The following is a 21,200-nucleotide window of genomic DNA, read 5'->3' as shown; positions in this document are numbered from 1 at the left end:
TGAGGTAATGGGAATTCTGCGCTGGACGCGTCTATTGTGCATCGTATTGGTGATGTTTTCTGGTTGGGCAACCGCGTCAACGATTTACTCATCACCGATGCTCAATGAAGCCAATAACCTAGTCGATATTGTGCCGAAGCAGGCCAAAAACCTCGCAACCAATTACCTCACTCAGCGCCGCCTGGCGGACAAAGCAGAAAAAACGCCGTCCTCGATTTCCCGGGACGAAACCGACAGCCGTATCCGCACACCGGGTGCCTCGATTGACGCACTCAACATTCTGGCCAAGGCCGAATTTAACCTCGGCGATCAGCCGGCGGCGTTGCAAGCCCTGACTCAGGCAGAAGAGCTGTCCCGCGTCTACCGCCTGCCCTACCTCAGCCTGGAAGTGCAAATTCTCAAAACACAATTGCTGTGGCAAATCGATCACAATGCCAATGATGCTAGCGCCCGCCTGCAGGCAGTAGAAAAGAGCTATAAGAACATCAAAAATCCGGAGCATCTCGCCCGAGGAATCAACTACAAACTGCAAATGCTGCGGGCACAAATTGCTTCAGAAGACGGTGAAATTGATGCCGCCAATCAAATTTATCAGTCACTGAAAAGCTACATCGACCAGAGTAAGTCTTCGAGCCGGATCATCAATTACCACATTGCCGTCGGCGAACACTGGTTACGACATAAATACTACAACCGCGCGCTGTCTGAGCTGTTACTGAGCTACTGGCGTGCCATCGAAGACAACTCCAGTATCCAACTGGCGTATGTGAACCGTCTGCTGGCTCAGCTGTTTTATGAGCGCCGCGTGCTGGACAAAGCGCTTGACCACCTCTCCCAGGCCGCCGATTTTTACGACAGCTACGAAGATTCCCCGGTCTTGGCAGATGTGCTTAAAACCATGGGCGATATTTACTACCAGCAAGGCAAATACAATCTGGCTCTGGTGCATTATTTCAACGTCATGGATCACGAAAAAAACAACCGCAACATTGCCAAGCTGATTGAGATCCGCATCGCCCTCGCAGGTACTTATCTGCAGTTGTACAACTACACGCTGACCGAACAGTACCTCAATCAGGCCGAAAAGCTGCTCGAATATCAGAATATTCCGGCACTGAAAGCCCGGGCACTGCTGCTGAATGCCGGCCTGGCCTATCATCAGGCCACCGAGCATCAAGTGGTTCGTGACGCCGACAAAGCACTGAAGATCGCACTGGGCATTCACAATATCGATCTGGAAAAGAACGCATACCGGATGCTTTACCTTGGGTATGAGCAGATTCGCCAATACGACAAAGCACTGGAAAATCTCAAGCACTTTATGGCGCTCAATAATGTTCAACAGGAGAAACTCAATCTGATCAGCGAAGACGCGTTCCGTCAACAGAAAGAGTTTGTTGAACAGACCCTGCACCTGGTGGGGCAACAAGAAGAGCTGGAGCAGGTCCGCACTGAGTACCATAAGTTCCAGAAAATCGCCTTTACCCTGTTTGTCGCCTGCACCATTCTGTTCCTGTTTGTGCTGCGCCGGGGCTATGTGATGCAGCGCCAGAAAGAAGAGATCGATACACTCAATGAGGATCTGTTCACCCACTCCCGTTCGGGTCTGCGCAACCTGCGCATGCTGAGTGCGAACCTGCCGGCATCCCTGCAAGCCAGCAGCCATACCTTTGAACGCTGGCGGATTGGTGAGCTGATCCACGAACCGCTTAACGACCGGCTGAAATTTGTCATGATTGACGTGCCGTTCCTGCGCAACATGTACCTGCAACACGGCTACAGTGAAGGCCTCAAGCTTGAGCAGTCATTCGGTGAGTTTCTGCGTAGTAAAATTGACGATCCAGCCAGGGTGTACCACTTCTCTGACGCCAATCTGCTCTACATAGAAGCGGCCTCCGACGAAGACCAGTCACCGGAAACGCTGTTCAACAAAGTGCAACAGTGGGTAAAAGAGTTTAAACCCGACCTCAACATCAACCGCATCGTACGAGTTGGCATGGCCGACTATCCGTTCCTGCCGCGCGCCTACACCGCCATCAATGATAAAGAGTTGCTGGACATCCTGTTGATGTCGACCAGTGCAGCTCGCACATTGAGCATGAAAGAACATTCCAGTCAGTGGGTCTACCTCAAAGCGATAGAGAACGCGCCAGCCGCCAGCCTCGCGACCGGAAATATCCGTAAAGCCTGCAAACATTCGCTCAGTCAGGGGCTGATCAAAGTCCATTCGTCCTACCAGAATGAGGACAGTATCAAAAAACTGTTAAAAGATGAATAAAAGCTCGACTAACGCGCATTTAACTCAGTGACTACCACTTTTTATTTGATATTATCAATAAATTAGTAAATAAGATCGACATTGATCTTTTGTCGTAAAGTTTGAGTGTTACATGGGTGTTCTCGAACAAGATATTCAGTCACAGCTGTATGAGCTGAAAAATCAGCTTGAACAAGTCCGTTTGACACAACGCGATACTTCGTTCAAATTCAAACGAGAACAAAACGTTCTGAAGCGTATGTTGTGTTCGCTCAGCCTCGCCTGTTGCTGCGAAGATGAACGACTGCAACAGGCGCTGAGTGAATTACGTCAGTCTTTGGAACAACAACAGGATATCAGCGCGCTGATCCCCCGTTTGGCGGTGCTCGAGCGTATGCTGACAAAGCAAACGTTGGCGATGGACAAACAGACTTCTCAACTCGATTCCCAAATTCACCACAGTGGCGAAACGTTGCTGCGGATCACAGGTTTGCCCGCAAAGGTCAAACGTGACCTGCGCGATTTACTCAGCTACTCCGGCGGTGTAGAGAACTCCAAAGCAGAACAGGCCATGAAGCTGCTGGCCTTGTATGAACGCTCGGTCAAAATCATGGCAACCAATCCAGATGCCGTGATCGGAGAGCTGGACAACAGCGCCGACAAAGAATTGCTCAACCGCTTATCCGAAGAGTTGCAGAATGTCATCACTGAACTCGATTTTGAAGGTGAATCGGGCGAACTGCTCAACGATATTCGCTCTAAACTGCTGCTTGGGGTTGGCTCTCATACCCTGCTGGAATTAACCCTGCAAACCCTCAAGCTGGTGATTGAAGGCACCAAATTTGAGCGTAAAACCTCTGAGCAATTTCTCGAACAGGTCAACACCTCTCTGGCAACAACGCTCAAAAGCTCCAGCCAGAACGTTGAACAGAGCAAAAGCTACCTTGCGCAACGTCAGGAGATGAACGAGGAGTTGAATGGTCTGGCTGGTCAAAGTGCCCAAATGCTTGATAAAGCCACCAGTCTGGATACCTTGCGTAGCCATCTCGCCCCCGTGCTGAGCCAGATTGGCGCACTGACGGAACGCCTGAACCATGCCGAGCAACGGGAGCAGGCGCTGATCGAACGCATGGCCTACAGTAAACATCAGCTTGAGGCCCTATTTGACCTGACCCAGGATTATCGCCGCCGTATGGAGGACCAGGCCCAGCGTATGCTGCTGGATCCATTGACGAAAACATACAATCGCACCGCGTTCGGCGATCGGCTTGAATTGGAGTATCGCCGTTGGATTCGCAACCAGCATCCGCTCCGCGTCGCGCTGCTCGATATTGATGAGTTTAAATCAATCAACAACAGCTTCGGTTACAGCGCCGGCGACAAAGCGCTGAAAATCATCGCCCGTACTATTCAAAAGGAGATCGGCGATACCGACACGGTGGCGCGTTTCTCCGGCGAAGAGTTCATTATTCTGCTACCGGAACGCCACCACAACGACAGCTACCAGTTGCTGCAGAATATCCAGAAACAGATCAAGCAGTTACCATTTAAATTCCGCGCTCAGAACATCACCATCACGCTGTCGATCATCTGCACAGAGTTCAAAGAGCCCGACACACCGGAAGAGGTGCTGGAACGCCTCAACCTTGGCCTGCAACACGCCAAAGCCACTGGACCCAATCAACTTATATGGAAATGACAGTACAAAACATCGCCAATCGGACACATTCCGTGCAGTAAATCACACCTCGCTCTGGTCTAACTTAGACGTCTCTGGCTGTTCTTAGAGAATTGATATAGTGTTTTCAAATAGTTAACACTATTTTCCTGTGCTAAGCTAACCAGTACTCCCTGAGTTTTGCTAACACGTATAACTATGGGGATCGCTCCCTCAAACTAAGGAGGTATGTATGATCACTCATATCAGCCCGGCCGGCAGCATGGACCTGCTTTCTCAACTTGAAGTTGAGCGTCTTAAGAATACGGCTTCCAGTGAACTGTACCAGTTATATCGAAACTGTACCCTTGCGGTACTGAACTCCGGTAGCCATACAGATAACTCCAAAGAGCTGCTCGATAAATACAAGTCATTTGACGTCAGTGTGCTGCGCCGTGAACGCGGCATCAAACTTGAACTCAATAACCCGCCAGAACACGCGTTTGTCGACGGTGAAATCATCAAAGGGATCCAAGAGCACCTGTTCTCCGTGCTGCGTGACATCGTGTACGTCAACATGCACCTGGCAGACAACCAGCGCCTTAATCTGACCAATGCCACGCACATTACCAACCTGGTGTTTGGTATTTTGCGTAACGCCGGTACGCTGATCCCGGGCATTGAGCCCAATCTGGTGGTGTGCTGGGGTGGTCACTCGATCAATCCCGTCGAATATCAGTACACCCGTGAAGTTGGCAACGAACTCGGCCTGCGTGAACTGAACATCTGCACTGGCTGTGGCCCGGGCGCGATGGAAGGTCCGATGAAAGGAGCCGCAATCGGTCACGCCAAACAGCGCTACAAAGAGCAGCGTTACCTCGGGCTGACCGAGCCGTCGATCATCGCGGCAGAACCACCAAACCCGATCGTCAATGAACTGGTGATCATGCCGGACATTGAAAAACGCCTCGAAGCGTTTGTGCGCATGGCACACGGCATCGTGATCTTCCCGGGAGGCCCAGGTACAGCGGAAGAACTGTTGTACATTCTCGGCATCATGATGCACCCGGAAAACCGCGAACAGCCAATGCCTATCGTTCTGACTGGCCCGAAAGAAAGCGAAGCGTATTTCCGCTCGATCGATAAATTCATTGCCGATACGCTGGGAGAAGACGCCCAGCGACATTACCAGATCGTTGTCGACGATCCGGCCAAAGTGGCGCGTATCATGAAACAGGCAATGCCGAAGGTCCGTGAGCACCGCAAAACCAATGGTGACGCCTACAGTTTCAACTGGTCGTTGAAAATAGAGCCAGAGTTCCAGCTGCCGTTTGAACCGACCCACGAAAGCATGGCGGGGCTGGATCTGCACATGAATCAACGTCCGGAAAACCTTGCTGCCGCACTACGTCAGGCATTCTCTGGCATCGTAGCGGGTAACGTGAAAGCGGAAGGAATTCACGAAATCGAGCGCCATGGTCCGTTCATCATTGACGGCGATGCCGATCTGATGCGTAAGATGGACCGACTGCTGCGCGATTTTGTCGAACAGGATCGAATGAAACTGCCGGGCGGCAGCGCTTACGTGCCGTGCTATCGCATTGCCACCAGCTAAGTGTCGTTTCTGGTAATCCGGTTATGAATCATTACAATAAGGGCGTAACGCCCTTATTTTTTATTCAAACCTCAGGAATTCTATGTCTATCCATCTTGTGATCATCGACGCTCTCAACCTCATTCGCCGGGTTCACTCAGCACAACCGGATCCCAATGACATCGCAAGAACCATAGAAACCACCAGCCGGACACTGCATCGCATCATCGGCGAAGCCCAACCGACCCATATTATCGCGGTATTCGACCATCACCTTCAGGATCGAGGCTGGCGCGCGCAAATACTGCCGGACTACAAAGCCAACCGCAAACCGATGCCAGAGCCGTTGCAGCATGGACTGGACGCGATTCAACAAGCCTGGTGGGAACTGGGAATCGATTCTTTGCTGTCAGACGGGGATGAGGCCGATGATCTGGTAGCAACGTTGGCGGTCAAAGTAGCCAGCCACGGAGAAACCGTCACCATCATTTCCACCGACAAAGGCTACTGCCAGTTGCTGTCTCCGACTCTGCAAATCCGTGACTACTTCCAGCACCGCTGGCTGGATGAACCCTTTATCGCCAAAGAATTTGGGGTAAAACCGGCGCAATTGGCCGACTACTGGGGATTAACCGGGATCAGCTCCAGTCAGGTTCCGGGAATTGCGGGCATCGGCCCGAAAGCAGCAAAAGAAATCCTGACCCAGTTCAGCGACATTGAAACCGCATACGCCTCTGATGAGCTGGCGCCTAAATATCGCAAAAAATTCGATCAACACATTGAGATGGCAAGAAAGTGTCGTCAGGTGGCGGCGCTCAAAACGGACATTGAGCTGGGGTTCAATCTGCAGGATATCCGCTACACACCACCAGTCTCAACCAAAGCGTAAACCGCCTTCATCGATAAAAAAAACGCAAACCGAAAGTTTGCGTTTTTTGACCGTACACTTTTTTAATGCGGTGAGATGTTGGACAGACACTGAAGGTGAATGGTGATCTCTTCCCGGTCGTGATACAGGTGCTTGGCCTGCATACGGAACTTCACGCCATTCTCAATTAAGAACTGTTTGAGGTTTTCAATGTCTTCCGAGACTTCCTCATAGCGACCTTTCATTGGCAGCTTAAGATTAAAGATCGCCTCTTTGGCCCAGCCACTGATGATCCACTCTCCCATCAACTGCGCCACGCGAGAAGGTTTTTCCACCATATCGCACACCAACCAGGTGACGTTTTTACGCGCTGGTTCAAATTTGAAGCCATCTTCCTGATGGTGCTTCACCTGACCGGTTTCCATCAGGCTGTCGGCCATCATGCCGTTGTCGACGGCGTGGACGAACATTGAGCGCTTGACCAACTGATACGTCCAGCCACCCGGGCACGCTCCCAGATCAACCGCCCACATTCCCGGAGCCAAACGCTCTTCCCACTCTGCTCGGGGAATGAATACGTGAAACGCTTCTTCCAGTTTCAGAGTCGAACGGCTTGGCGCATCGGCTGGAAATTTCAGACGCGGAATCCCCATAAAGAACGGAGAATTATTGTCAGTGACCGAATAGCCAACATAGCAGTGACCCGGAGCCACAAAACAGATGTGCAGCACCGGCTTTTTCGGATTCTCTTTGTTCAACAGAATCCCTTTACCGCGCAGCGCCTGACGCATAGGCACCGTAAATTTACGACAAAACTTGAGTAGCTCTTTGGCTTCGTTGGTGTCCGGCGTTTCAATTCTCAATTCACCACAGCGTGGTAAACCATCGATGTCAGCCAGGGTGTCGAGGATTGGCGAAATGCGATCCTCACTCGGCAGCGCTTCAAATTGTGCCGCCACGGCAAACATCTGGCGGGCAAAAATCAGCGTTTTGAAGTCAATCAACTTCGCCAGTTTATCGGCATCCCCGTCCTGATAGCATTCAAACAGCACATAACCGGAATGAGGCTGTACACGCGGAAAACCGAACACTTCCAGCCGCGTCGCTTTATCCTGGATTTCACCGGCGCACTCTTTTTCAAAGCCTGCGCGGCAATAAAGCATCAGATGTTTCACTTGTTGTCCTCTTTGATCTGTAGTGCTGCGTAAACGAACAGCCCCCAGCCTAGCATAAACGTCACGCCACCCAGAGGGGTCACCGGACCAAACCACTTAATGCCAGTCAGGGCCAGTGCATAGAGACTGCCGCTGAAACAAAAGATGCCGATGATAAAGCAAATCGCCGCCGCAAAAAAATATTTTTGTGCTTTGTCGCTCAGTGACAGCATCAGCAGCAGCGCACAAACGAGCACCGCTACGGCATGAAGAAACTGATACTGAACACCGGTCTCAAATACACCAACCAGATAAGGAGACAAGACGGTCTTCAGTCCATGCGCTGCCAGAGCGCCTAAGCCAACGGCAATGCCGGCCAAGACACCGCCTACCGTGAGTAACCACTTACTGCGCATCATACACCTCCAAAATAAACTGACTCAGCGCCGCCACTGCTGCTGCAATATTGCCACTTTCTGTAAAACCGGAGCGCTTGCGTGGTGTAAAGCTGTGATCGCCATCTGGCAGAAAAGTGACACGCACAGAATCAGACAAACTGAATTCGCTCAGTTCCTCCCGCAGACCAAAGGTATCGCGCTCGCCTTGCAAAATCAGACACGGTTTGCTGAGTGAGGCCAGGTGCTCTCCTTTGTATTTTTCCGGCTTGCCCGGAGGATGAAAAGGGTAGCCCAGACAAGCGACTCCCGCCACCAGCGCTTCCTCAGCCAACAGGCTGGCCATTCGCCCTCCCATTGACTTACCACCAATCACTACGGGCTGTCCCTGTACCTGCTCGCTGATGACCTGACGAAACGCATCCAGAAGCTTAGGCGCACGATCCGGCGGACGCTTTTTGCCATCTTCGGCCCGCTTTACCATGTATGGGAAATTAAAGCGGATCACCCGAATCCCCTGCTCAGCCAACCCCTCTGCCACCTGCTCCATAAAAGCATGATCCATATCTGCCCCCGCGCCATGAGCAAAAATAAACCGCGGCTGCTGCGGCAAGCCGTTAATGCGTGTGTCAGTCATCCAGCAATTCCTCTTGTTCGCTCTGTGCTTTGGCGAGCATCCAGTCACGGAAGGTGGCAATGCGTCCCATGTCCGCCTGTTTCTCATGACAGACCACATAAAACGCATTTTTGGTCACCAGTACTTCATCAAACGGCGCGATCAAACGACCGGCTTCCAGCTCCGGCTGAGCCAGCACGTTGTTGCCCAGCGCCACGCCCTGACCGTGAGCCGCCGCTTGAAGCACCATAGTCGAGTGGCTGAAAATCGGACCGTGATTCACATTCACGCTGTCGAGCCCGTTCTGTTTGGCAAACTGTTTCCAGTCTTTACGTGACGTATCATGCAGTAAGGTATGCTTGCTGAGATCACTTAGTGATTCTAATGGTTTACTTCCGAGCAACAGGGATGGCGAACACAGTGGGATCAGGTATTCCTGATACAATTTATCGGCACGCAACCCCGGCCAGTTGCCCCGGCCATAGTAAATCGCCACGTCGACGTCGTCCGTCAATGAGCCTTCATCCATGTCTACCGCTTTGATCCGCACGTCTATGTCCGGCTCCTGTTGATTAAAATCAGCCAGACGCGGCACCAGCCACTGAATCGCAAAACTTGGCGGCAAGCTGATGGTCAGAGCCCCCTTCTCACTGCGTTCCAGTACTTTATCTGTGGCTTCTGCCAGTGAAGTGAAAATATCTTTGATGTCGAGAAAATAGCTCTGTCCCTCTTCCGTCAACAGCAACGAACGGTTGCGACGACGAAACAACTTTAGGCCAAGGAATTCTTCTAACGCTTTGATTTGATGACTAACGGCAGCCTGAGTTACGAATAACTCCTCCGCAGCACGAGTAAAACTGAGGTGACGAGCAGCCGCTTCGAACACTTTCAGCGAGTTGAGAGGTGGCAATCTTCTGGACATGGGTAAACTCTATAGTTTGGATTAGTTTTTTTAATCTGAAACATTATAATTTGTCCATTGTCTCCCGGCCAGAGAAATTCTATATTTCACCCCGCAACGCTAGCCTGAACGGCTTGATTCTCTTTGGAATCAATTGGCTTAGTTGTTGCGATGTTGTGTTTGCAAACTCGTTTTTCGAGTTAGGTAGGTTTCTACCATTGTTTTGTCTCACTTATCCCAGAGGCAAAACATATACTTCCTGTATTTATTTTTTGACCTGTCTGTCAAATTTTTTAGCACCGCCTTATGGCGGTGTTTTTTTATCCCTCGAATTTGCATCTTGGCAGCAGACAATCGGAGCGGGATAAGTGTGACACAAAAAAAGCGCAAACCGAATCAACGATTTGCGCTTTTTAATCATTTAATGATGCAGATTAAGGGCGGTACACTTTCACATTACTAAACCCTTGCTCTTGCAGGTACAACGCCTGAAGACGACTCATCACGCCGCGATCACAGTACAGCAGATAAGTTTTGGACTGATCCAAATCACCAAACTGAGTGCCCAGCTTGTAAAACGGTAGGTGTTTCACTTCAACGCCACTGATTTCCAGTGGGTTTTCGTCTTCTTCATCCGGGCTACGGATATCCAGCACGATGGCATGCTCTTCGACCGCCTGAACCTGCTCGACTTCCGGTGCCGCCTGCTCTGATTCTTTGGCGATATCGCGAATGTCCATCTGACGGGCATCACGCACAACCTGCTCCAGAATACTGAAGTCAAATTTCTCTTCTTCCGCTTCCAGTTTCGCTTTCACCGCTTTCACCGTCGGTTTCTTCGAAATCACCCCACAATACTCAGGCATCGTCTTAGCAAAATCTTCAGTGCCGATATTACGGGCCAGATTAATGATGTCTTCTTTGTCCCAGTTGATCAGCGGACGCAGGATCAGAGAATCCGTCACCCCATCAATATGGCGCAAGTTGGTCAGCGTCTGACTCGATACCTGTCCCAGCGCTTCACCGGTAACCAGAGCCTGAATGCCGAATTTCTCCGCAATCATGCCAGCCGCCCGCATAAACATCCGTTTGAGGATAACCCCCATCTGGCCGTCATCCACTTTTTCCAGAATTTCAGCAACAACGGGTTCAAAATCGACCGAGATGAAACGCACTTTGGCCGATGAGCCGTACTTGTTCCACAAGTAATGAGACACCTGCTTCACGCCAATCTCGTGCGCCGGTCCGCCAAGGTTGAAGAAACAGTAGTGTACTTTAGAGCCACGCTTGATGTGCAGGTAACTGGATACACCAGAGTCGAAACCGCCCGAAATCAGGCTCAGCACATCTTCCTGAGTCCCCAACGGGAAACCACCCAAGCCTTTGTACCGTGCCAGTACCTGGTTCAGCTTGTCGCCAGCGACTTCCACTTTTACCGTCACATCCGGATTGTGCAGTTTCACACTGGCACTTTCTACTGCCTGGTTGAGGCCACCGCCAACATAGCGCTCAAGCTCGATGGAGGTGAAGTCGTGCTTACCACGACGCTTCGCCCGCACCACGAAAGTCTTACCTTCGATCAGTGGACGACTCAGCGCCAACACCTGCTCATAGATGTCATGCAAATCGGTAAAATCGGATTGCTGCACTTCCAGAACATGGTGGATGCCCGGCGTGTGCGTCAGGATCTCCAGCACTTCCGCATGGTACTGAGAGCTCTCGGAGGTCACTTCAATGTGGTCACGACGGTTGAATACCGCAACCGACTCAGTGCGCGCCTTAACGATGTTGCGAATGTTGCATTCTAGAATCTTTGTGAAGCGCTTACGCACCGATTCGCTTTTAACAAAAATCTCTGGATGGGGCTTTACAATAAATTTCATAATTCTGTTCGCAGCTTTAGTTCGCAATCATCAACGACGCACCAACTGTACCTGTAAGCCTAGTACAGCTTTGTGCAACTTTATAAAGGCGCGAGATTATATACCCACCGTCCAGAAGATGCGAGCGCCGACCGGAATTATCTGTCAGGCCGACATCAATCCACGGCTAAGCTGTACTCCGCTCAACCAGCCAATATCAGGCGTTCTCAGACACAAAAAAGACGAGCGTGGCGCTCGTCTTTTTGCGGTGTTGACCTTGCGTTATTTGATCGTGGGGATCTCATCACTAAACATAGGCTCACCCTGCATGATGCTGATTTCCACCCGCCGGTTTCTCGCACGCTGCGCCTCGGTATCGTTCGGCCCGAGCGGCTGAGTGTCCGCCATTCCGCGTACACGTAAACGCTGATGCGGGAAGCCGTGCACTTTTTCCATCTCCTGAGCAACCGACACCGCACGCTGTGACGACAGATCCCAGTTAGAGCGATACAACTCCGAATCAATCGGCTGATTATCGGTGTGACCAGAGATACGCACGATACCCGGGACGTCTTTAACCAATTCCGCCACCTGACGGATCAGAGGCCGAAATTTTGGCTGAAGGAACGCAGACCCTTCCGGAAACGCGCCTTTTTCCCGAATACGAATCACCAACTGCTGGCCGAGGTTTTCCACTTCAACCGCGCCCTGATCGATTTCTCGCTCGAGCGCTTTCTTGATGCTTTCTTCCAACGTTTCCAGTTCTTCGGCCATGGCTTCAGACTGCTGCTGTTCCATTTCCGACTCAGCGTTCTGGTTGTCTTTGGTCGATGACTCAGGCGATTTCCCCCCCGTCAGTTTTCCTTTATCGCGCTGAGTACCACCAGCACGATCCGACTCCCCTTCATGGAAATCCAGGGTTTGCTGAGTGATATCAATCGTCTGCTGCATGATGACATCAATGGGTGTCGGTTCAGGACGCCCCGGACGGAACTCCTGAGCAATGATGCTGGTGCCTTTTGGGATGTCTTTGACCTCAAGGCGGTTTTGTACCCCGAAGGCAAACTTCATGGAACCGGCAATCTGTTTGAACTTGAGTACATCCATTTCAGAAAACGACAGCAACAGTACAAAGAAACACATCAACAGAGCCATCAGGTCGGCAAACGTCCCCATCCACGGCGGCAAGCCGGGAGGCGGACATTTACATTTTTGCTCTTCCATAGACAGATCCTGTTACTCGTTGTCGATATCGAGATTGCGTTTGCCTTCGTTGAGGTAATTTTTCAGATAACTGTCTATTACCCGTGGATTCTGGCCATCCTGAATCGCCAGTACGCCATCCATGATCAGGCGACGGTTAAGTTTCTCCTGTTCACGACGCAGCGACAGTTTGTCGGCAATCGGGAAGAAAATCATGTTCGCCAGAATCGCACCGTACAACGTTGTCAACAAGGCCACCGCCATCGCCGGACCGATCGCTTTCGGGTCATCCATGTTCGACAACATCGCCACCAGACCGATCAGCGTACCAATCATTCCCATCGCCGGTGCTACATCACCAAACGCTTTAAACACACCGGAGCCCTGTTCATGACGTTCGTCAGTCAAGGCGATGTCTTTTTGCAATGCGGCCCGGACCACATCAGCATCGTGGCCGTCCACCAGCAAATCGATCCCTTTTTGCATGAAGCTGTTACTGATCTCCATCTCTTCGAGCGCCAGAAATCCCCCTTTACGCGCTGCGTCTGCCATTTCAACAACTTTGGCAATCAGCTCTTCCGGTTGGTCCGCTTTGAACGCAAATGCTTTACCAGCAATTTTGGCCGCAGAAAAAAACTGTCCCAGCGTGAATTTCATCAATACTACAAATGTGGAACCACCCACCACGATCAGGATCGAAGTAATATCGACGAACATCATGATACTGCCGCCCAGCACCATGGCCATGACCACGAACGCCAAGCCACCCAGCAGTCCAATCAGCGTAGCTAAATCCACAAAGCACTCCTCATGCAGTATATCCTGCCAGTCAGAAACAGCCGGCAGATAACCGGGCTGGCAGGTGAAATTCCGAGATTACTCATTTTATCGGCAATAAGATGAGATCTTTAACTATTTTCTCTCTCAGAGTTAAATAAACGATTTTCTGCGTGACTTTTCCAGTTTAAAACCTGCATCCCGAATCCAGCTCACAGCTCTTGTTAGGATTTGTCCAAATCGGCGCGGGAATTCAACTTTTGTGACAAATTTACCCGGTTAAATTTGACCATCCCCACGCCCTAAGGTAACTTTCGTCCATCCTTCTCAAGCGAAAAAAACTATGGCAAGCAAGAAACCTGAAAACATGTCCTTTGAGGCAACCATCGAGGAGCTCGACACGCTGGTTGAGCAACTGGAAAACGGCGATCTTGCGCTGGATGAAGCGCTGAAAAAATTTGAGCGCGGCATTGCCCTGGCTCGCGCGGGTCAAACCAAACTGACGGAAGCTGAGCAACGCGTCAGCATTCTTCTCAGCAATGATGACCAGGCGCCTCTGAGCGAATTTGACATCCCGGCAGAATAACCCTGCAGCCAGACATAAGATTGATTTAAGAAGAGCACGCTATGATTGAGGCGCTAACAGCCTATCAGGAAAGAAACAATCAACAACTGAATGCGTGGCTGGATCAGTTACCTCATCAGGAGCAACCACTGATCGAAGCCATGCGCTACGGTTTAACCTTGGGCGGCAAACGTGCGCGCCCATTTTTGGTTTATGCGACCGGCCAAATGCTTGGCTGTGAGCCGCACGATCTGGACACACCCGCCAGTGCGGTCGAATGTATCCACGCCTATTCCCTGATCCACGATGATCTGCCAGCCATGGACGATGACGAGCTGCGTCGCGGCCATCCCACTTGCCACATTAAATTCGATGAAGCGACCGCCATTCTGACTGGCGATGCCCTGCAAACACTGGCGTTTTCCATTCTGGCTGAAGGTCCGATCGCCTCACGCGCCGAAAGCAACCGCATTGCCATGGTGCAGGTGCTGGCTCAGGCATCCGGTGCCAATGGCATGTGCCTCGGACAAGCGCTGGATTTGGCGGCCGAAAACCGTCAGGTCGGGCTGGAAGAGCTGGAAGCCATTCACCGCAACAAAACCGGAGCCCTGATGAAGTGTGCAATTCGTCTTGGCGCGTTGGCGGCAGGCCCTCAAGGCCTGGCCGTGTTGCCGCAGTTGGACAGCTACGCCGATGCTGTTGGTCTGGCTTTTCAGGTGCAGGACGACATTTTAGACATCATCAGTGACACCGCAACGCTGGGAAAACCCCAGGGTTCTGATCAACAACTCAATAAGAGCACCTACCCCGCGCTGCTGGGGCTGGAAGGTGCTATAAATAAAGCTCATGCTCTGTTAGAGGAAGCCCTCGCGGCTTTGGAAGCAATCCCTTACAATACAGAGTTACTCGAAGAGTTCGCCCGATACGTCATCGAGCGCAAAAATTAACACTATAAGCGCGCATTTATAATGACTCTTGATATTTCAAAGTATCCCACACTGGCCCTGGTAAATACGCCAGATGAACTGCGCAGCCTGCCGAAAGATACGCTGCCGAAGCTGTGTGAAGAATTACGTACCTATCTGCTCAACTCGGTCAGCCAGTCGAGCGGACATCTGGCTTCAGGTCTGGGCACTGTCGAACTGACCGTCGCCCTGCACTACGTCTATCAAACCCCATTTGATCAATTGATCTGGGACGTAGGTCATCAGGCTTATCCGCATAAGATTTTAACCGGACGTCGTGACCGTATGCCGACAATCCGCCAGAAAGACGGCCTGCACCCGTTTCCGTGGCGTGGAGAAAGTGAATACGACACCTTATCGGTCGGTCACTCCTCAACCTCGATCAGTGCCGCCCTTGGTATGGCCATCAGTGCCGGCAAAGAAGGCAAAGACCGCAAAACCGTCAGTGTGATTGGCGACGGCGCCATCACCGCAGGAATGGCGTTTGAAGCCATGAACCACGCCGGTGATGTCCACCCGGACATGCTGGTGATCCTCAACGACAACGAAATGTCGATTTCAGAGAATGTTGGGGCACTCAACAACCATCTGGCTCAACTGCTGTCTGGCAGTCTGTACACCTCTATCCGTGAAGGCGGTAAGAAAGTGCTGTCTGGGGTACCACCGATCAAAGAACTGGTGCGTCGCACCGAAGAGCACCTTAAAGGCATGGTCGTGCCGGGTACGCTGTTCGAAGAATTGGGGTTTAACTACATCGGTCCGGTCGACGGCCACGATGTGCTGGAACTGGTCAAAACACTCCGGAACATGCGCGAGCTGAAAGGTCCGCAGTTCCTGCATATCATGACCAAGAAAGGCAAAGGCTATGAGCAGGCAGAAAAAGATCCCATTGGCTACCACGCCGTGCCTAAATTCGATCCAAGTCACGACAGCCTGCCAAAAAGTAAAGGTGGCAAACCTAGTTACTCAAACATTTTCGGCGATTTCTTGTGTGATATGGCCGCTCAGGATCCAAAGCTGATGGCGATCACCCCCGCCATGCGCGAAGGCTCTGGTATGGTTCGGTTCTCCAAAGAATATCCGGAGCAATACTTTGATGTCGCCATTGCGGAGCAACATGCCGTCACATTAGCGACAGGCATGGCGATCGCCGGTAATCATCCGATTGTGGCGATCTACTCTACCTTCCTGCAGCGTGGCTACGACCAGTTGATTCACGATGTCGCGATCATGAACTTGCCAGTCATGTTTGCCATCGACCGCGCCGGTCTGGTTGGCGCAGACGGCCAAACGCACCAGGGAGCGTTCGATCTCAGTTACATGCGCTGCATTCCAAACATGGTCATTATGGCACCAAGTGATGAAAACGAATGCCGCCAAATGCTGTATACCGGCCATCAACATCAAGGACCAAGCGCGGTGCGCTATCCGCGTGGCAGTGGCATCGGCGCCGATATCAATCCAGAGTTCACCGCACTAGAAATCGGCAAAGGCCGCATAGTACGCCAGGGTGAGAAAGTGGCCATCCTTAACTTCGGTGCGTTAATGCCCAACGCACTGCAAGCCGCCGAAGCGCTCAACGCCACTGTCGCAGACATGCGTTTTGTGAAACCTCTGGATGAAGCGCTGATTCGCCAACTTGCAGCAGACCACGACGTTCTGGTGACCTTGGAAGAAAATGCCATTGCCGGTGGCGCGGGAGCCAGTGTACTGGAGTTTCTGATGCAGGAAAAACGCCTTAAACCAGTACTTAACCTGGGCTTGCCGGACAAATTCATCGCCCAGGGCACGCAGGAAGAACTGCATGCTGAGCTGGGGCTGGATGCCGCGGGCATAGAGCAAGCCATTCAGACTTATCTGGATAAATAAAACGTTAAGCCCTCGCAAGAGGGCTTTTTACTGGATGAGGTTCAGCGCTTTGGCGGCGGCCAGTCAAATTCGCGAAACAGCCTCTGCCAGACATCATCGAACCCGGCGCGCAAAATCAGCACCTCACCACGGAAAGGATGCACGAAGCGCAGCTCCGACGCATGTAACAGCAAACGATGGCAATCGTAGTGCTCACGAAACAAACGGTTGTGCTTGCCATCACCGTGCGTGGTATCGCCAATGATGGGGTGGCTAAGATGATGCATGTGTCGCCGAAGCTGATGTTTTCGGCCAGTCGTCGGTTTCATCTCCAGCAAACAATAGCGACTGGTTGGAAAACGTCCGGTTGAATAAGGCACTTCAACTTTATCCAGCGGTTGATACGCCGTGACCGCCGGTTGAGCTTCTTTGTCCTCACGGGCAAATTTGTCAGCAATCTTATCGAGCTCCACTTTCAGCGGGTAATCCAGTACATCCCCCTGCTCTATCCAGCCACGCACCACCGCATGATACGTTTTCTCCATTTCATGGTTGGCAAACATTGGCATCATCTTAGCGGCCACTTCACTCGACAGCGCAAACACCAACACGCCCGACGTTGGCCGATCAAGGCGGTGCAACGGAAAGACATGCTGACCTAACTGATCTCGCAGAGTCTGCATTACAAACTGGGTTTCGTGTTTGTCCAGCCAACTGCGATGAACCAGCATACCCGCAGGTTTGTTGACCGCCACCAGATGCTCGTCCTGATAAATAATTTCCAGCATCACGCACACACCCGATCGATGTCCATCACCAGCACCAGCAAAGGTTGATGCGAAGGCGTGTCTTTCCACACCTCTTCAAAATAAGGCGTCAGCGCGAATCCCCGTGGTAATGGCGCTTCAGCCTCGATAAGGGCCAGCATGCGTGGCATAAACACCCATTGCAGCCATTCATGAGGTGCCAGCGTATCAATCGCAAACGGCTCTTGACTGCTCAGAGCCTGAGCCGACGGCGGCTGAGACTGCCATAACTGACAGCGGCGTAATTCTGCTTCGAGTTGTTGCAGTACGCAGTGAAGTTGTAGAGTTCGTGACATAAAGAAGGTTATCGCACCCTTTACCGCATTATTTCGGTAATTGACCTTGAAAATGGCCGACAGGATACCATCTATTAGGGAAAGTTTCTCAGGAAGTACCGATTCATGGACACCATTCATACCCTGACTCAATTGCTGGAAAACAGCGGCTGTCAGTATAAGATTTTTGACCTCGGCCGTCGGATCACCCCGATTGCCCCAAAACTGTTTACCAGTGTCGAACAGGGCCAGCATCCTTATCCGTACCCACTCCAGCGTAAAGCCCATCTGGCGATTGCGTATTGGAATACAGAGAAGCAACCGTGGATCTGGTTTCTTAAATTCGAATTGGATGAGCGTGGGCTACTCAATCAAGCCGAGATTGGCAACTTCCTCAAATACGTCATAGAAGCGATGGGCACGCGTCTGAGCCAGGAAATGAGCGAAGAGCAACAACAGAAACTGGCCAACAACCCATACACTTTTAAGCCTTCTGAAGACAAGATGGCGGTATTTCACAGCCAACTGCGTGCGCAGCTCGATTTGCCGACCAGCCAGTATTATGAACACGCACAGCACTATTTCAGTGGTGCAATGGGGTGGGAAAAATGGCAGACGGTTGGCCTACAGGGCATCACCGATCTGTGCGCTCGCCTTGAGCAGCAACAAAACGGGGTGTTAATACGCAAAGCGCTCACGCAGTTACCAAATGAACCGCTCTATGCCTTGCTGGGTGCGCTCGAACATGGCCCGGTACCCGAAAAACTGGCTTTGCGCCTGCAGGAAATGGCACTGGCGCAAATCAACAGTAGTGATCCAGACCTCTTCCTGTTATCCGCCCTGGTGCGCGCTCTTAATGGTGCCGATCGCACTTTGTCTGCGCCGGTTCTTGACGCAGTACTGAGCAGTCCGCGTCTGAGCCATCAGGAAATTCTGATTGGCATCGCCGGACGAGCCTGGCACTGGCTGGCGGATGCAGGCACCGCAGAGCGTTTTCTGCTCAGGCTGGCTCAGACCGGCAACCAAGCCCTGTTCAACCAGCTGTTTGCTGACCTGGTCATGATCCCTGAACTGCGGATGGTATTACTGCCGCTGCTCCACGCCAGTCCATCACAGGAACTGGCCCAGGCGCTATTTAATCTGCAACAGTCGACGAAGGCGTAAAATGATTCACAACTTACTGGCGATACTTGGCCTGACGCTACTGTGTTTTCTGTTCTGGCAACAACGCCGCCAGGCCGAACTGGCAAAAGCTGCGATCGTCAGAAAGTGTGAACAACTCGATCTGCAACTGCTGAGTGTCGCATTTGGTGCCCACAAACTAAAAACGCCAGGCGGAGTCTGGCGTTGGCATACGGTGTATCTGTTTGAGTTTTCGTCACTGGGCGATGATTGTTACCAGGGCCAACTGACCATGGTAGGTTTCAGACCAGTGAACTTTCATCTACCACCGCATCGGATGTAAATTCGAGCTCATAATAAGGGCCAAATCCATCCTGTTTTTCCTCTCGGATGACGAACCCCAGCTTCTGTAGCAGCCTAAAACAAGGCGCATGGTGAAGATTGACCGAGGCAATCACCTTTTCAATCTGCCGTTCACGCAGTGCTTTGGGGAAAAACGCTTTCAACGCTTCACTGGCTAAGCCTTTCCCCCAATACAGCTTATCGAAAATAAAGCCCAGCTCCGGCACCCCGTCCAGGTTGCTAATAAAGACGTGACCAATGTACTCGCGTGTGGTGTTGTCCAACACCGCCATACTGTACAAGTTGGGATCATGAAGCACCTTTTGAAACAACTGTTTGGCAGACGCGACCGTATGCGGACCATTCATTTCCGCCCGATTTTTCGCGCAGCAATTGAGCATCAGAAATTCTGACTGTAACGACTCATTATAAGGAAGAAGCAAAGTTCTTCGTGTGGCTATAGTCACATCTAATCCTTGATAACAGCAAACAAATCCCGTGCAAACAGATGCACTGAGAAAGCCGAAAAATTAAACCAACCGGAAGTGACGTTTATTGATCTGGATTTATATTTATTTGATCTTATTATATTTTTTATTAATTGTGTGAACAATCAAAGAAAAGCCCTGATACTTGCGTATCAGGGCTATAGTCTTAACTCGCAGCAATCCGGCTACTAATGATGCTCCTTGCATCTTCCTTAATAGTGGCTGAATCCTTCAGCGTTCCTTACTTCGCCTTCCTAGCGGTGTCCTATTCATCCTGAACGCTAACTGTCCTGGTTAGCTCTCATCACTTGTTCCGTGAGCGGTGTCCCTGCGTTATCCTAACGCTGTCCTTTGTCATTCCGTTGCAACTCACATCCTGTCAGTTGTTGTGTCCGTACAAAGTCCTTCGCTTCCTGCTGATGCCCCATCCTGAATCATCAACTCTTCTTCCTGAAGATGGCCAAATCCGTGGCGATTTCCTGTTCCGTGTCAGTATCCTTCCGACACCTGTAAATTTACGCTTTCTGCCGATTTAAACAATCCACCGTACAACAAGTTTTTTTAATGAAAAGGATTACAATAAGAGAAAGACATTTAAAAACAATAAGTTAAATAGAAATAGGGCCATTTCAACCACTATAATATCGCCTTCTCTCACACCGTGTGTGAGAGATCTCTTACACACAGCTACCGGATTTGCTATTCGCCTAGATTGGCGTTTGCCAGTATGATGGACGAAAGTTGTATCAGAGGAAGAAATGATGCTCACTCAAAACATCACCCAAGAGCTGGAAGCGGTGCTGCAATCGCTGCACAATCAAGGCAAAGAGCCAACAGTGGCGCTGGTCAAAGCTCGGCTGAAAACGCCTGTGCCAATGCCAGCCCTGATTGCCACCATTCGTAGCTGGAAACACGCTCAACGTGTACCGAAAGTCGAAATTGCCGCTGACAGTGCCCCACCTCAAGACAAGATCGCGCACCTGGAGCAACAGATTAAGGATCTGACACGTCGTCTGGAGACGCTGGAAGCTAAGTTGGCGGAGAAACTGTAATGCAGATTTGGGTTGATGCCGACGCGTGTCCGAAAGTGACTCGTGACACACTGTTCCGCGCCGCAGAGCGCACCGGCGTAGAGTGTACATTTGTTGCCAACCATTTGGTCCCGGTTCCCAGACGCGACAACATCCGCGCGCTGCAAGTATCCAGTGGCTTTGATGTGGCCGATAACGAAATTGTGCGCCGTCTGAGCAGCGGCGACCTGGTGATCACCGCCGATATTCCACTGGCCGACGAAGCGATCAGCAAAGGGGCGCTGGCGCTGAGCCCCCGGGGAGAGTTGTACACCAAAGACACCATCAAAGCGCGGCTGAACATTCGCGATTTTATGGACACCATGCGTGCCAGCGGTATCCAAACCGGAGGCCCGGCCGCGCTGTCTCAAACTGAGCGCCGCGAATTCGCCAACCACCTCGACCGAATACTGGCCAAACACCGATAAACAAAAA

21 protein-coding genes are annotated in these 21,200 nt (G+C 51.4%); 11 read left to right on the top strand and 10 right to left on the bottom strand.

Going from position 1 to position 21,200, the window contains the following annotated elements:
* Nucleotides 1–7 precede the first annotated feature (7 nt).
* From VPR01S_RS17360 to xni, 4 genes are all read left to right on the top strand, one after another.
* Nucleotides 8–2,278 carry a tetratricopeptide repeat protein gene (locus VPR01S_RS17360; protein ID WP_021706676.1) on the top strand — a complete coding sequence of 757 codons (2,271 nt, stop codon included), beginning with the start codon at nt 8–10 and terminating at the stop codon, nt 2,276–2,278.
* A 112-nt stretch (nt 2,279–2,390) separates the two neighbouring features.
* Nucleotides 2,391–3,956: a GGDEF domain-containing protein gene (locus VPR01S_RS17355; RefSeq protein ID WP_021706675.1), complete on the top strand. Its 1,566-nt coding sequence runs from the start codon at nt 2,391–2,393 to the stop codon at nt 3,954–3,956.
* Between the two features lie 211 nt (nt 3,957–4,167).
* Nucleotides 4,168–5,529, top strand: a complete 1,362-nt coding sequence (gene ppnN, locus VPR01S_RS17350; RefSeq protein ID WP_021706674.1) for a nucleotide 5'-monophosphate nucleosidase PpnN — start codon at nt 4,168–4,170, stop codon at nt 5,527–5,529.
* An 82-nt stretch (nt 5,530–5,611) separates the two neighbouring features.
* A complete protein-coding gene (gene xni / locus VPR01S_RS17345; protein WP_021706673.1) occupies nt 5,612–6,397 on the top strand; it encodes a flap endonuclease Xni in 786 nt (261 codons plus the stop codon).
* A gap of 62 nt (nt 6,398–6,459) precedes the next feature.
* Here xni and rlmM read toward each other — a convergent pair whose 3' ends face one another.
* The 7 genes from rlmM to pomA all read right to left on the bottom strand — a co-directional run bounded on the left by rlmM (nt 6,460) and on the right by pomA (nt 13,305).
* On the bottom strand, nt 6,460–7,551 hold the full coding sequence (rlmM, locus tag VPR01S_RS17340; protein WP_021706672.1) for a 23S rRNA (cytidine(2498)-2'-O)-methyltransferase RlmM: 1,092 nt from the start codon (nt 7,549–7,551) through the stop codon (nt 6,460–6,462).
* Nucleotides 7,548–7,946, bottom strand: coding sequence for a DUF423 domain-containing protein (locus tag VPR01S_RS17335; protein WP_021706671.1), 399 nt, complete (start codon nt 7,944–7,946; stop codon nt 7,548–7,550). Before VPR01S_RS17335 ends, rlmM begins: the two co-directional genes overlap by 4 nt.
* On the bottom strand, nt 7,936–8,562 hold the full coding sequence (locus tag VPR01S_RS17330) for an alpha/beta fold hydrolase (RefSeq protein ID WP_021706670.1): 627 nt from the start codon (nt 8,560–8,562) through the stop codon (nt 7,936–7,938). The genes VPR01S_RS17335 and VPR01S_RS17330 overlap by 11 nt, the downstream gene beginning before the upstream one ends.
* Nucleotides 8,555–9,463 (bottom strand): transcriptional regulator GcvA, encoded by a 909-nt coding sequence (locus VPR01S_RS17325; protein WP_021706669.1) that lies wholly within the window; start codon nt 9,461–9,463, stop codon nt 8,555–8,557. The genes VPR01S_RS17330 and VPR01S_RS17325 overlap by 8 nt, the downstream gene beginning before the upstream one ends.
* A 413-nt stretch (nt 9,464–9,876) precedes the next feature.
* Nucleotides 9,877–11,325: a tRNA uracil 4-sulfurtransferase ThiI gene (gene thiI, locus VPR01S_RS17320; protein ID WP_040903017.1), complete on the bottom strand. Its 1,449-nt coding sequence runs from the start codon at nt 11,323–11,325 to the stop codon at nt 9,877–9,879.
* A 261-nt stretch (nt 11,326–11,586) separates the two neighbouring features.
* A complete protein-coding gene (locus VPR01S_RS17315) occupies nt 11,587–12,528 on the bottom strand; it encodes a flagellar motor protein MotB (protein WP_021706667.1) in 942 nt (313 codons plus the stop codon).
* A 12-nt stretch (nt 12,529–12,540) separates the two neighbouring features.
* A complete protein-coding gene (gene pomA / locus VPR01S_RS17310; protein ID WP_021706666.1) occupies nt 12,541–13,305 on the bottom strand; it encodes a flagellar motor protein PomA in 765 nt (254 codons plus the stop codon).
* Between the two features lie 322 nt (nt 13,306–13,627).
* On the opposite strand from pomA, the gene xseB reads away from it, so the two are divergent.
* From xseB to dxs, 3 genes are read left to right on the top strand one after another with little or no spacing between them, the layout of a single operon-like run.
* Nucleotides 13,628–13,870 carry an exodeoxyribonuclease VII small subunit gene (xseB, locus tag VPR01S_RS17305; protein ID WP_021706665.1) on the top strand — a complete coding sequence of 81 codons (243 nt, stop codon included), beginning with the start codon at nt 13,628–13,630 and terminating at the stop codon, nt 13,868–13,870.
* 41 nt (nt 13,871–13,911) lie between these two features.
* On the top strand, nt 13,912–14,796 hold the full coding sequence (gene ispA, locus VPR01S_RS17300; protein ID WP_021706664.1) for a (2E,6E)-farnesyl diphosphate synthase: 885 nt from the start codon (nt 13,912–13,914) through the stop codon (nt 14,794–14,796).
* Between the two features lie 21 nt (nt 14,797–14,817).
* Entirely contained in the window at nt 14,818–16,683 is a 1,866-nt protein-coding gene (dxs, locus tag VPR01S_RS17295) for a 1-deoxy-D-xylulose-5-phosphate synthase (RefSeq protein ID WP_021706663.1), read from the top strand.
* Between the two features lie 41 nt (nt 16,684–16,724).
* On the opposite strand, the gene truC is transcribed toward dxs, so the two are convergent.
* Nucleotides 16,725–17,450, bottom strand: coding sequence for a tRNA pseudouridine(65) synthase TruC (gene truC, locus VPR01S_RS17290; protein WP_021706662.1), 726 nt, complete (start codon nt 17,448–17,450; stop codon nt 16,725–16,727).
* The gene (locus tag VPR01S_RS17285; RefSeq protein ID WP_021706661.1) at nt 17,450–17,764 is read right to left on the bottom strand and encodes a YqcC family protein; all 315 of its coding nucleotides are present in this window, start codon (nt 17,762–17,764) and stop codon (nt 17,450–17,452) included. Before VPR01S_RS17285 ends, truC begins: the two co-directional genes overlap by 1 nt.
* A gap of 105 nt (nt 17,765–17,869) precedes the next feature.
* Here VPR01S_RS17285 and VPR01S_RS17280 point away from each other — a divergent pair, with 105 nt between their 5' ends.
* Nucleotides 17,870–18,907 (top strand): DUF3549 family protein, encoded by a 1,038-nt coding sequence (locus VPR01S_RS17280; protein WP_021706660.1) that lies wholly within the window; start codon nt 17,870–17,872, stop codon nt 18,905–18,907.
* Nucleotide 18,908: 1 nt separating this feature from the next.
* Nucleotides 18,909–19,208: a DUF3301 domain-containing protein gene (locus tag VPR01S_RS17275; RefSeq protein WP_021706659.1), complete on the top strand. Its 300-nt coding sequence runs from the start codon at nt 18,909–18,911 to the stop codon at nt 19,206–19,208.
* Here the strand turns inward: VPR01S_RS17275 and VPR01S_RS17270 are convergent.
* Entirely contained in the window at nt 19,168–19,674 is a 507-nt protein-coding gene (locus VPR01S_RS17270; RefSeq protein WP_040903016.1) for a GNAT family N-acetyltransferase, read from the bottom strand. The two genes, VPR01S_RS17275 and VPR01S_RS17270, sit on opposite strands and share 41 nt — an antisense overlap.
* Before the next feature lie 782 nt (nt 19,675–20,456).
* On the opposite strand from VPR01S_RS17270, the gene VPR01S_RS17265 reads away from it, so the two are divergent.
* Both VPR01S_RS17265 and VPR01S_RS17260 read left to right on the top strand, forming a co-directional pair.
* On the top strand, nt 20,457–20,747 hold the full coding sequence (locus VPR01S_RS17265) for a hypothetical protein (protein ID WP_021706657.1): 291 nt from the start codon (nt 20,457–20,459) through the stop codon (nt 20,745–20,747).
* Entirely contained in the window at nt 20,747–21,193 is a 447-nt protein-coding gene (locus VPR01S_RS17260; RefSeq protein WP_021706656.1) for a YaiI/YqxD family protein, read from the top strand. The genes VPR01S_RS17265 and VPR01S_RS17260 overlap by 1 nt, the downstream gene beginning before the upstream one ends.
* The last annotated feature ends 7 nt before the right edge of the window (nt 21,194–21,200 follow it).

Source organism: Vibrio proteolyticus NBRC 13287 (assembly GCF_000467125.1).
GTDB lineage: Bacteria > Pseudomonadota > Gammaproteobacteria > Enterobacterales > Vibrionaceae > Vibrio > Vibrio proteolyticus.
This window is presented reverse-complemented; position numbering and strand designations above follow the sequence as displayed.